Raw genomic sequence first — 12,609 nt, 5'->3', positions numbered from 1 at the left:
AGCTATTAAAACTGCCTTTGCCTATTTGAATGATATAAAGCAAGGATTAGGTATCAGCTTAGTTGCGTAACTTCAGTGATTAAATAAAAATTCATCTGCTTATAGCCCGCTACATATTTCAACTCATGTAGTATTTTGTTAGATTTAGTAAGACTTAGTTAACAACATACTCCTAATTTAGCCCTGAAAGTTAATAAGTGTTTACAACGTTTTCAGGAAAAAGGGAGTCTTCTTACTAAGTGAATAAAAATAGGGCTATGAGCTTTTTGATTAGATTGAGCATAGGGGTATGTGGTCTGCTGTTGATGCATAGCATGAGCTTTGCACAGCATATCCGTGAGTTCTCCTGGCCTGATGGCATTACATCCCAGGATTATGCTCCTCATACCCTTATCGTAAAGTTCAGAGAAGCCAGCTTATCATCTACTCCTCAAAATGCACGTCAGACTTCATCAGATAATCCTCTTAATGAAATCCGGTCCCTGCTACCTCTGAAAAACATTGAACAGGCAGTTCCAGCCCATTTTTCTGCAAGCAAATCAAACAGTAGAGCGAGGTACAGTAGTAGTAAGGTTAATATTGAAAATATTTACAAGATCAGGCTTGAGGAAAGCCAGAATTTGAATGAAGCAATTCAACGTTTACTCCTGTTGGAAAGTGTTGAATATGCAGAACCTTATTATTTGCTCAAACCCCTTGGAAACCAAGCTGGCGAATATGTTCCCAATGATCCCGAAGCGGCCAAGTCGGGTGGCTCTCAGGCATACCTTTCGCTTATCAATGCCTACGAAGCCTGGGCGATAGAGAAAGGAGATTCTTCTGTACTGATTGGCATACTGGACACCGGCATTGAGTTTGGCCATCAGGATCTGGCTGATAATCTCTGGAAAAATAAACTTGACCCTATCAATGGTATTGACGATGACGGGGATGGCTTAATTGATAATTTTCTGGGCTGGGACTTTGCGGATAATGACAATGATCCAACTGCTGATCAGAATATTCACGGCATACAGGTAGCAGGCGTAGCCTCAGGTACCACTGATAACAAAATTGGCATTAGCGGTACAGGTTTTCGCTCATCTTATGTGCCTGTCAAGATTTTTAAATCCGTTGATGGAAGCTTTTATCAGGGTTATGAAGCTATTGCTTATGCTGCTGATATGGGATGTGATGTTATAAATTTATCTTGGGGAGGAGCCAATGCTTTTTCAAATTTTGGCCAGGATATGATAGATTATGCAGTACTGGAGAAAGATGCAGTAGTAGTAGCTGCTGCCGGCAACAGTGGTAAACTGGAAGATTTTTATCCTGCATCCTTTAACCACGTGCTTTCCGTAGCCCAGACTGATGCTAACGATCAAAGACGGTCAGTGACTACCACCAGCTACTTCGTAGATCTAACTGCTCCGGGAACTAACATTTACACCACCCGTGACGGTGATACCTATGCTTTTTCAGGAGGATCATCCATGGCTACGCCCCAGGTGGCAGGTACTGCTGCTTTACTTAAGGCACATTATCCGGAGTTGAATGCTTTGCAAATCATGGAAAAATTACGGCTAAGCTCAGATAATATTTATAGCGTAGGAAACAACAATCAGCATTTGGAAAAGATGGGTAGAGGGCGTCTGAATATGGGAAAAGCATTGACTGACTTTGAAAGTCCTGCCTTACGGATGTCAGCTTTTAGTTACGAAAACCATGTTGGAGCATTTGCCTTTTATGGAGATACGTTAAACTTAGAAGCTGTTTTTACAAACTATCTTAGCCCGACCTCCACTGCTGCTAAGGTAACCCTTACTTCTCCTTCCAGCTACGTAAGCATGCTGGATTCTGTGTTTACAATTGGAGCGCTGGATACTCTGGAAAGCATTCAGAGCCCAGCAGGTGCCTTCAGTCTTTATCTTCATGAAGACTTACCTAACAATGAGCAAATCTATTTTCGCCTGGCCTTTGAAGATGAAGGGTATACAGATTATCAGTATTTCTATATCGTATCTTCATCAGGTGAGCCTTTATTAGATAATGGAAAAATCCGCTTGTCTATTGGTAGCAATGGTGATATTGGTAAAAATATAGCGGACAGAGGATTTGTGTTTCAGGGAGATACGCTGGCACAGCACATTGGATTAATTCTAGGAGCTTCTTCTGACAGTGTATCTGACAATACTGTCCAGGACTTTTCGGGTTCAGCATACAGTCAGGACTTTGAAACAGTGGAAAATGTGCGTTTCGGACAGTCTTCTCAGTCCGATATTTTGCTTCAATCGGTATTTAATGATGCAGGCGCAGAGCATCCAATGAATCTTAGAGTAGAGCAGCAATGGCTGACGAATACTTCCGGCATCGGGCAAAATTATCTGATCTCAGAGTACCGAATTATTAATCTAGGTACAGATTCCCTGTTCAATGTTAAGAGCGCGATGTTTGCTGATTGGGATATAGGAAATGCCCTGGAGAACAAAGCTAACTGGGATGTATCTCACCTTCTGGGGTATGTGCATAATAACAATACCTACAGTGGAATAGCACTGCTAACGGCACAAGCACCGCTTTATCGTGCAATAGATAAGCAAAATGCGAATGGGAATACCGCAGACCTTGAAACTGTATTTTCTGACTCGGTACGGTACTCCTGGCTGTCACAGGGGGTAAGTAAAACAGAAGCAGGAACCAGTGGAAGTGGTAATGATGTAGCGCATCTGCTCGGCGCAACCTTGGACACCCTGGTGCCAAGTCAACATCAGTTCGTAGCTTTTGCTTTGCTGTCTGCATCAAGTCTTGAAAGTTTACAGGAGCTTACGGAAGCTGCGCAAGAGCAGTATATTAAGTATAAAAATAATCCTTTGGTAAGGGAGACCATGTATGCATGTGTTGATAGTACTGTGGTAATTGAACCAACTGAAAGGGGGCTTTATCGGTTTTATCAGGATGCCTTAGGTACAATATTGTTAGCTGAAGACAGTAGCTTTACGACTTCTACTCTGGCTGGGGATACCTCCTTTTTTGTGGCTAAAGTGGAAGATGGTTATGAAAACTCAATTGAGCAGATACAAGTCAAAATATTGCAGCCTCAGGCTTCATTTCATGTAAAGTCAGTGAACTTAGGCACTTATGCGCAGGACACCCTTTTCTTAAATAGTGAAAGCATAGCCACCATAAGGTGGGAAGATACCAGTACAGAGGCAGTAGCTTGGCAATGGAATTTTGGGAATGGTTTTGAAAGCACCAAACAAAACCCCTCAGTGCAATACCAGGAAGAAGGGGTATACAATGTCAGTTTAAGTGTGTTGAGCAGTGCTGGCTGTGAAAGTGTAGCATTGAAAACACTTACCGTAGTGAAGCGCGTACCAAAGCCTATAATTGAGGATCAGTTAATTTGCTATGGCTCATCAGCTAATATTTATGCCAGCAATACCGATCAGCTAAAAGTATATAGTGATAAATCTCTCAGTAATTTGCTTTATAGCGGGAATAATTTTACAACTTCAGCTTTGTACAAGGATACCGTTTATTATATCATCAATGATGCTCCAAATTATCCCAGTTCTGTTGTGCCGGTTAACATTAAGGTGCTTCAGCCTAAAGTAGATATTAAACACAGCATCTCCCTATCCAATACCAGTAAATATTTACTCAAGTTCTGGCACACTACACCCCCTTCCACTGTAATAAGTAAGCTTACATGGATAATAAATGGCGAAGCTGTGGGAACTTCAGATACACTGATCTATGACTATTCCTATGAACATGCGAACCAGCAGGATTTCAATGTAGAACTCACCTATACTTTTGAAAATGAGGTTGTCTGTGAGTATACCACTAGCAAGTCTGTAATACTTAAGAAAAGTCCAAAACCCCAGTTCTCTACACAACGTGTTTGTAGCGGAGAAACAGTGACAATAAGTCCTTCAAATGGAGATGTATTCTATTTTTATGAAGATGCCACATTAGGTGAACCTATTCACAAAGGTAAAAGCCTGAGGGTTGGCGGGTTAAATACTGATAAAGTTTACTACATTACCAATTTAGATAGTCTGAAAGAAAGTGAAGCCAGCCCTATAGAAGTGAGTATCAATCAGTTTGCAGACTTCGATATTTCGCCGGATACCATATACCTTTCAGAAAATAGGGAAGTAGTATTTGAAGGGGTAGCACTAAATGAAGAATCTTCCAATATTAGCTGGAGTTGGGATCTCGGTGATGGTCAGTTAGTAACCAGGGGAGCAAAAGTAAGTCAGGTCTATGATTCTATGGGGGTTTACCAGATTACGCTTGTTGCCCATAGTAACGATGGCTGCACCAATACAATCAGCAAATTACTGACAGTGATCAATGTGACTTCTGCAAAAAATGATCCGGAAGATACTCACCTCCGTTTGTATCCAAACCCGGCAAATGGTGTTTTTTGGTTATCCAATGCCCTTTGGTATAACAAAGAAATAATGCTTCACCTGTACGATAGACAAGGCAAAGCATTATGCAAGGATAAACTGATGTATACGCGAACACCATTGGAAGTAAATTTGCATCAACTAAGCCAGCAACATCTTCCTGATGGACTATATTTTATAGAAATAAGAAGTGCCAATAAACGCTTTATGCGAAAGATTATGCTTAGTAGTGGTTATCAGTAGGCTATACTACACCTGCTGGTCTCCTTCTTCAGTAGTAATGGGTTCAAAATTGTCAGGAGCCTCTTGCCATTTCTCTTCTACATTGCTTTCGTAAGGAAATACTTCCAGTATAGGGCTTTCTCCAATTTCAGGTACTTTAAAGTCTACCAGCATACCCTTCAGACTTTCGTATACCCTATCATAAGCGGTCTTAACATCAGGAGCAGTAAGCAGTATATAATTGGTTACCTTTTTCTCTTTTCCACTGCCTTCAACTTCCAGCGTATAAGTCATCTTACATTTATGCCAGGTTTCAGCATCTTCATAGTGGAAAACATCGGTATAGTTACTTTTGCTGATGTTTGAGACATAAAAATCGCCTTCTATTAATTCGCCCATCTTCTCATAAATACGTGTTTCCGCTTCAGTAAACGAGACTGCGTCCACCAGATATTGCTCAGCTACATTTTTTACTTTCCCTTTTTCGTCTTGCTTTTGATACTTTACTTTACAAACAAACCAAGTTTTCATGCCATACTCCGATTTAAGTTTTACAATGGTCGGCAAAGGTAAAGCGATTCATCAAAACAGGCTAATGAATTCTAATACTTATTTGAAGGTATTCACCTGCAAAATCATGATTGACTTGTTCTCTTATATGATAAGCATTAAAGATAAGGCGAAATCACTTATTTGATAAATGGTATAAAAAAAGCACCTGCAAATTACTGAAAGTGCTTGATTTTAAACGATAAAAGCTTTGTTTCTTCAAAAAGAGGGTATAAGAGTCGCGCTTGCTTCTCCATAATGACGTAACTACCTTTTAACGTTGGTGAATTGATGGTTGTCATGTAGCAGACGGATGGAAACCTGTATGAGAATATTTAGGGGTTGAAGTCTCTGCTATTCCTTCCCCTCATTTACATGATAGAAAGACTACGATGCAAAAACTTGAATTAGCCAGACAAGAGGCTAAAAATGGTGCGTAGAAGACGACATACTTAATGGTCCTGCAATCTTAAGATAACCTTATCTCCCTTAAAATTACTCTGGCAAATTTTTTGGGTGTTGACTTTTGCTAAAGGTCAGTCAGAGTAATTACAATACGGCTTTCCAAAAAGATAAGAAAGCGGCTCCTCTGAGGTAAAGGTATTTACTAAGAGAATGGAATTGATTACTAAATTCTTATTTGCTATATTAAGTAAAGTTATTATCACAAGTCTTTTCTTCCGCAACAATCTATTTGTACTGAATACAGCAAAGTTTCCTATGCCTGATATTGGAGGGGTAGATCATATCGTATTTACTGTCATTGTTTAGTTTTTTAAATTTAAAACTCAAACAATTTTTTATAAAAATTACACTTTATCCTTGAATGATATAATTAATGGCTTATGTACACTAAAAGTAAGTACATAGATATTTTTACTCATCAGTGTGAATTTCGTATTAACTTATGTTTATTTTTTTGTTAAAAATAAGCATAAAGGGCTCGGTAAAGACTTTTGTAAGTACTAATGCTCAATATTAATTTGTGAATTTACAGTTTTTTATTGGATGTTTAGTGTATAGAGTTGTTTCTTAAACATTTTCCTGCTTATTTAATTTAAGATTTTCATGTTTAATACTTTGATGCACTACGCATGGATATAATCTTTACTGCAGGTCTCATAGGTACCACAATTGGTTTCTTAGCCGCTTATCTTTTACTGCTCAAGGTAATAAGAAGAGCAAACGCACTTAATGTAATGCTCTTTTTACTTGTATTTTCATTGACATGGACATTGTTAATCACTTTTTTGAACGAGAGTGGGCTCATCATTCACTTTCCCCATATTTTCAGGACGGGGATACCTTCGGGCTTTCTCTTTGGGCCGGCAACCTATCTATATATTCGTGCTTACCCGAATAATGAAAAGAGAAACAGCTTTTACGATTATTTGCACTTTTTACCATCTGTATTGGTTTTAGCTGACCTTATTCCTTTTCATATCAAACCTACTGCTGAGAAAAAAGAAATAATTCAGAACTATATTAATAATAGTAATGCTTATTTAAACTGGAATGAAGGAACATTAATTTTTGAGGGTTTAACCTGGTTTGTCTGCCTGTATATTTTGGTTTACGTAGGTTTTTCTGTAAAAAAAATATATGCTCGCTATAAAATAAACCAAACAGCTCAACGCAAAAACTTTAGTGGTGCAGAATTTAAATGGCTGCTTTCCCTTGTTACAAGTGTCAGTGTAATCGCATTGATGTTTTTATGGTCTGTTATAACTAAATCCGAGTATCATTTTGCCTACACTACCTTCGCCATAGTTTCGGGCTTTATATGTATGGCATTCACTTTCATGCTTTTTCATAGTCCGCATATTTTGTATGGAGAGGTTAAAATAATGAGCGCTACCAAAAAATATACGCCTTTTGATGAAACTCAACTTGAAAGCTATGTAGAAAAAGTAAAACAGTTTGTTCATGAGTCAAAATGTTTTCTTAAGATTAGTTATAGTTTAGAGGATCTGGCAAAAGATACGGAGATTGATAGAAGGCAACTCTCAATGATCATCAATCAGGGCATAGGAATGAAGTATAATGAGATGATCAATCGTTTTAGGCTGGAATATTTGATGCAGCATTACCGTGAGGTAAATCACAAAAATCTGACTATAGAAGGAATTGCTTCTGAAGTGGGTTTCAACTCCCGCACTACTTTTTTTCATTCTGTAAAGAAATTTACTGGCCTGACACCAACTGAATTTGTTAAAAGGTTGGAAAACAATGGTAAACTAGAAATGCAATCCAATAATGATATTGGCTTGTTCAAAGCTTAGTACCTATACCAGAGTGAGATTAGTGTTTTCAAACCTTATTTATTCTTCCAAAACTACGTGCTTTTCAGCTTAACTTTACTACCACAATTTTTGCGATGTTCGTCGCTTTTCCTATATGGAACTCACCTCATGATGACGGTCTCACAATCTGATTGATATACAAATAGCCTATCAGTCTTTAGTGGGTATTCTTTTCCTGTTTCAACAATATGGCATAAAGTTATTGTACGCAGTATAGTTATAACTCAAAAGAACTGAATACACGCATCTAAGAATGTTTCATTGCATATAATGCATCAATCCAGAATAATTAATTTGTTTCATTTAGAAAAATGAAACTGATTTCAAATGGAAAACATGCTATTCCTGGAAACCAATTCATAAATTCATTTCACAAACATTTATAGTTTTTGCTACCCGATACAATCTGATATGGAAGCAGCGGTACATCTTATTTCTAAGATTCCAGGAGATACGCTAAAAGTCTATTGCTTGGTAGCTTTGACAGCAGTTTTTTTTGTTCCCTTACTATTCATTAAAAAGAGTAAAAAGCCTTCTCTTCATCAAATGCTTAAGGAAACTAAAATGGTACTTGAAATCAAGAAACTGGTATTAGAACTTGATGAAAAGCTAAACACTTATGCTGACAGTAGTCATATTAGTATAAGAAAGCAGGATACAGATTATTACGAGAATAAGGTACTTAATAATACAGAAGAAAATACAGATGCTGCTGTATACTATAACAAAATAAAATGCAGTATATCCGGAAGTATATTTTTCTTTTTGATTACTACTACCGCCATTATCAGCGCTGAATATAGCATGATGGTTTTTGAGGATTATGTTGCGGGTTTTGCAAGGGATTTGGCGGTATGCATTGCCTCCGGTTTCGCTGCTACATTTATACCGTGGGGAAGTGATTGGTATTATTTTATATATGGATTTACGCTTCCGATCCAGATTGCTACCATCATTGCGATACTTGCTTGAATTCAAAATGAAAAGAAGGTTCAATAATTTGATATTGGATGTAATTGTCCACTTTTGGAAAGGGTCACTATCTACAGGAGATAGGAGACAAGATTTAGTCTGAAAAACAGTCAGAATCATAAGTTTGAATGTGTGGACACAAGGGAAGCGACTTGTACAGTAACTTTAATTTTGATAAAACATACTACTTTAGCTAACCACAAAGATCATGATATCACAAAAAAGCATAAGCCTGATACTATTCACAGTAGTGAGCTTTCTATGTTCATTTCAGGAGACCAAAGGTCAAAGTGTAGAATTGACACCTTTCTATGGTTATACTTTACGCTCCACTTTTGATGTATATGGAGGGAGCATGCGCGTATACGGAGGGTCTACCTATGGTGGCATACTTACTTACAATATCAATAACAACTATGGCATTGAATTTATGTATAGCCGACAAAGTACCGAAGCCGATGCCCGTTCAATCTACCTGGAAGATTATGGCGTACCAGTAGCAGTGGTATATACCATGGTAGGAGGGTTGAAGCAGTTTCCCGTATCGGAGCAGGTGATTCCTTTTGCAGGTCTCAATGTAGGTGCTGCAGGCCTGATTCCTCAGGGAAGGCGATACGAAGAAGGCTGGCGCTTTGCTTTTGGGGTAAAGGCAGGCTCCAAATTTATGTTCTCTGAAAAAGTGGGACTACGCCTTCAGGCTGCTATGAATGTACCTATTCAGGGTTTTGGTTCCTCATTGTTCATAGGAACAGGAGGCAGTGGCGTAAGCCTGGATTCATACAGCAGCATCTTCCAGTTTAGTTTTACTGGGGGATTAGTATTCCATTTCGGGCTATAATATAGATGAACCGTTAGGTCTTCAAAATACAGCGGATCAATAAAAAAACTTAAGACTTAGTATAACCTGGAATCTAGGTAAGCTGCTGATATTGTCAGCAGCCTACTTTTTACTTTATATCGCAAATAGAGTGCATCTCCATAGTCAATAGAGCAGAGAAAGTTATAGCGTACGTTTGATCAGAAGTAAGTTTATTTATTTAAGCAAATCTTACATGATAGAATAAGAGTAATATAATATTAAGCTTGTTTCATTATGTCTAATAGAACAAAAATGAATACTATAACCCTTTTTTTAGCGGGTAATAACAGATAAATTTAGTTGCCAGATAGATGTTTTTATTACATACCAAATAGTAAAATGTTTGCTTTAATGGAACCACCGAAACAAGAAGTTGAAGCGGAATTGAATCAAATTCTTTCTTCACCCCAAATTGGTAACTCAACTGTGCTTTCCGATTTTTTAAAATTTGTGGTGCAAGAAACGCTGGATGGAAGAAGTGAAGAACTGAAAGAATATACTATTGGCATTAATGTGCTTAAGAGAGATTCGGACTTTAACCCTCAGATTGATTCTATTGTACGGATACATGCCGGGAGGTTAAGACGGGCGCTGAAGGAATATTATTATGAAGATGGAAGAAAGGATAAGCTTCTTATTTCTATCCCTAAGGGGGGCTACATTCCATCTTTTCAAATGAAACCGGAAGATTTGGGAGAAAATAATACTGAGCATGATGATTTGACTCATATTACATCAAAAAAGTCGGTTCGTCTTCATGATGAAAAACTTACTTTTGTCACTTATGAAAAATTCGTCAACCCCAAAATTTCTCTAGCAGTATTGCCATTCAAATATATCGGTCAGGAGGATGAGGGCGAAAGCTTTACCCGTAGTATGGGAGAATATCTATGTACTGAGCTCACCTTATTCAACTACCTGAACGTTATTTCTTACTACTCTGGAAATGCCACTGTTAGTAAAACTAAGGATATACGGGAAGTAAGTAATTTGTTAGGAGCAGAGTATATATTGACGGGTAGTGTACATACCCATGAAAATAAAGTAAGAGTTTGGATACAGTTAAATAATAATAAAGGTGAGCAATTGTGGGGACATACTTTTGAGAAGAATGATGCTGACCAAAGCCTTTGGGAATACGAGAATTCAATACTTAAATATCTGATTGCCTATTTAATGGGCATAAGAGGAGTAATTCTTCGCGATCAGCTTAAAAGAATAACCAACAAGAATGACCTGTCAAATCTGATTTTGCCATTCTATTGGTATTCAGAATTTGATGCAAACTATAATGAATGTTTTACCACGAAAGCCAAAGAGTTTTATCACCAACTGATTGACGAAGAGCCAGAGAATGCCCTGGGGCATGCTTTTCTATGCAAAATACTTATTGGAGAGCTTCTGCTGTTTCCTAAGGATAAAGATAGAGATGAAATTATCCAGCAGGGGTATACACATTGCAAGTCAGCCTTAAAGCTAGACCCACTTTGTCAGCAGGCATATATAGGTATGGCTGCTGTTTATTTTCTTGAACATGAAAAAAGTAGATGCATTGACATACTTGATCAGGGGCTTAGGGTTAATCCCAGAAATTTTGATTATCAAAACTCAATGGGAGCCATATTATTCAGTTTAGGTGAATTTGAGAAGGGGGCTGCCTTACTGCATGAAAATTATCAACTAAACCCCAATAATATCCTTAGATGGCAGAAAATGTACTATGCATATTATTTGTATCACCAGAACAAATACGATGAAGCTATAGTCTTACTGGAGCAAATTAATCTTGAAGGTATTTCTACAGCTATCCTAAAAGCTGCTGCTTATGCACAAAAAAACTGTATGAAAGAGGGCCAAGATGTGGTCAATCAATTAAAAAAAGATTTTCCAAATGTTCATTTGTCTGATAGGGTAGGACTTAAGAAATATTTCTATTCTGAAAGTTTAATTGAAGGATTACTTGAAGGACTAAGTAAACTAAAAGTATGATATGATAGAGAGTCAGTTATTTTTCTTTTCACTCACTGATTCTGGCTTTGTTGATGTAATGCATAATGCGAAACCGGATGATATGGTCATTGGAGGAGAACTCTTCGCTAATTTGGTTTCTGGAAGATTGTGCATTATACTCAGCTTCAAAGCGAAGGTTATAGTTGAGCCGGTAGCCGGCTCCCAGGCTCAATCGTAAACGGTTAGCAAAACGTTCATCAACATCATCTTCCACAAAAAAAGCTTCAATCTTCATTAAGGAATACCACTGCTTATCCTCATAGTATGAATTCTGATTAATGGGTATGATCAAATCACCACGCACTCTTAAACGGTTGCCAGTACTCCAATCACCTTCCCCGATATGCTTCTGATGGCGTCTTTCAAATCTTACCATGACCTGCGTGTGCACCCTTTTGACAGAGTTCAAAAACAAACGTGTACCCACCATTACTCTGATTTCAGAAGTATTGACCGTATCGGTCTGGGCAGTATAAATTACAGGAACAGACAGCAGTAAATCCGCGAATGTTAAAATGTTGGCTGAGAGTTGCGGATGAAACTGTAAGCTCCTCCATTTTTGCTCATCAGACAGCAGCGTACGATAACTTGTCTCTGTCTGAAAGGAATAAGTGTTGGCAAAGGGAAAATGAAATTCATGGTCGCCCCACATTTGCAAATTAGCTTTTTGCGCATACAAACAGTGGCTTTGCCCTGCCAGGCATACCCACAACACTATTGCAAGTCTCTTAATATACATTTAGTCCATCTTCATCAATTTAAGTAAGTGCTGGTATAAAGTTAAAACTTAAAAGGAATGTAGGTATTGATGTTTGATTGAGTTGATAACATTTGGTTATAAACGACCCAACTACTTATTTATCATGGATGATAAGCATATCAAGTAATAAAAATAACTTAAAGGGTGTGAGAAGGTATATCAAGGTTCTCCTGCTTCTTTTTTATGATCCAGGAATTCAAGCATTTCTTGTTCTAAATCCAGAAACAACGCACGGTATTCAAGCTCACCTTTATAATCTTTCATGATTTTTCGTTGAAAGCTTTCAAAAGTTTTTGCTGCTGAAAAGTAATCTTCACACAAAGACTTGAACTCATCGTCATTCATATAGGCTTTCATGATCTCGCTACGGTAGGTAGGAAATTTATTAACGATAAATATAACCGCGTCTTCCATATAGCTAAGAATTTTTAAAGCAGGTATAGTTATTAAAGACACATTTCATGTAGCGTAAAGCATGATTAGATGTTAATCTAAAATTCGCAAAAATTATACGCTTTACGCTAAGGCATTATGTAG

The 12,609-nt window shown here is 37.8% G+C and carries 8 protein-coding genes; 5 read left to right on the top strand and 3 right to left on the bottom strand.

Going from position 1 to position 12,609, the window contains the following annotated elements:
* The first annotated feature begins 257 nt into the window (after positions 1–257).
* The gene (locus WJR50_RS16730; protein WP_341294456.1) at positions 258–4,640 is read left to right on the top strand and encodes a S8 family serine peptidase; all 4,383 of its coding nucleotides are present in this window, start codon (positions 258–260) and stop codon (positions 4,638–4,640) included.
* 6 nt (positions 4,641–4,646) lie between these two features.
* Here WJR50_RS16730 and WJR50_RS16725 read toward each other — a convergent pair whose 3' ends face one another.
* Positions 4,647–5,150, bottom strand: coding sequence for a DUF4494 domain-containing protein (locus tag WJR50_RS16725; RefSeq protein WP_341294455.1), 504 nt, complete (start codon positions 5,148–5,150; stop codon positions 4,647–4,649).
* A 1,112-nt stretch (positions 5,151–6,262) separates the two neighbouring features.
* Between WJR50_RS16725 and WJR50_RS16720 the strand changes: the two genes are divergently transcribed.
* The 4 genes from WJR50_RS16720 to WJR50_RS16705 all read left to right on the top strand — a co-directional run bounded on the left by WJR50_RS16720 (position 6,263) and on the right by WJR50_RS16705 (position 11,291).
* Positions 6,263–7,450, top strand: a complete 1,188-nt coding sequence (locus WJR50_RS16720; RefSeq protein WP_341294454.1) for a helix-turn-helix domain-containing protein — start codon at positions 6,263–6,265, stop codon at positions 7,448–7,450.
* 567 nt (positions 7,451–8,017) lie between these two features.
* Complete coding sequence (locus WJR50_RS16715) at positions 8,018–8,443, top strand: hypothetical protein (protein ID WP_341294453.1); 426 nt, start codon at positions 8,018–8,020, stop codon at positions 8,441–8,443.
* Between the two features lie 208 nt (positions 8,444–8,651).
* Positions 8,652–9,281, top strand: coding sequence for an outer membrane beta-barrel protein (locus WJR50_RS16710; protein WP_341294452.1), 630 nt, complete (start codon positions 8,652–8,654; stop codon positions 9,279–9,281).
* A 372-nt stretch (positions 9,282–9,653) separates the two neighbouring features.
* The gene (locus WJR50_RS16705; RefSeq protein ID WP_341294451.1) at positions 9,654–11,291 is read left to right on the top strand and encodes a hypothetical protein; all 1,638 of its coding nucleotides are present in this window, start codon (positions 9,654–9,656) and stop codon (positions 11,289–11,291) included.
* A gap of 28 nt (positions 11,292–11,319) precedes the next feature.
* Here WJR50_RS16705 and WJR50_RS16700 read toward each other — a convergent pair whose 3' ends face one another.
* Together WJR50_RS16700 and WJR50_RS16695 are read right to left on the bottom strand one after the other, a co-directional pair.
* Positions 11,320–12,051, bottom strand: coding sequence for a DUF2490 domain-containing protein (locus WJR50_RS16700; RefSeq protein WP_341294450.1), 732 nt, complete (start codon positions 12,049–12,051; stop codon positions 11,320–11,322).
* Between the two features lie 180 nt (positions 12,052–12,231).
* Positions 12,232–12,486: a hypothetical protein gene (locus tag WJR50_RS16695; protein WP_341294449.1), complete on the bottom strand. Its 255-nt coding sequence runs from the start codon at positions 12,484–12,486 to the stop codon at positions 12,232–12,234.
* Positions 12,487–12,609: the final 123 nt, after the last annotated feature.

Source organism: Catalinimonas locisalis (assembly GCF_038039535.1).
Taxonomy (GTDB): domain Bacteria; phylum Bacteroidota; class Bacteroidia; order Cytophagales; family Cyclobacteriaceae; genus Catalinimonas.
Note: the sequence above shows the minus strand (reverse complement) of the source record. Positions and strands in the feature narration are given on the sequence as shown.

Excerpts from the sequence above, each read along its gene's own strand:
- WJR50_RS16730 (WP_341294456.1), top strand. The coding sequence starts at position 258 with ATGAGCTTTTTGATTAGATTGAGCATAGGGGTATGTGGTCTGCTGTTG.
- WJR50_RS16725 (WP_341294455.1), bottom strand. The coding sequence starts at position 5,150 with ATGAAAACTTGGTTTGTTTGTAAAGTAAAGTATCAAAAGCAAGACGAA.
- WJR50_RS16720 (WP_341294454.1), top strand. The coding sequence starts at position 6,263 with ATGGATATAATCTTTACTGCAGGTCTCATAGGTACCACAATTGGTTTC.
- WJR50_RS16715 (WP_341294453.1), top strand. The coding sequence starts at position 8,018 with ATGCTTAAGGAAACTAAAATGGTACTTGAAATCAAGAAACTGGTATTA.
- WJR50_RS16710 (WP_341294452.1), top strand. The coding sequence starts at position 8,652 with ATGATATCACAAAAAAGCATAAGCCTGATACTATTCACAGTAGTGAGC.
- WJR50_RS16705 (WP_341294451.1), top strand. The coding sequence starts at position 9,654 with ATGGAACCACCGAAACAAGAAGTTGAAGCGGAATTGAATCAAATTCTT.
- WJR50_RS16700 (WP_341294450.1), bottom strand. The coding sequence starts at position 12,051 with ATGTATATTAAGAGACTTGCAATAGTGTTGTGGGTATGCCTGGCAGGG.
- WJR50_RS16695 (WP_341294449.1), bottom strand. The coding sequence starts at position 12,486 with ATGGAAGACGCGGTTATATTTATCGTTAATAAATTTCCTACCTACCGT.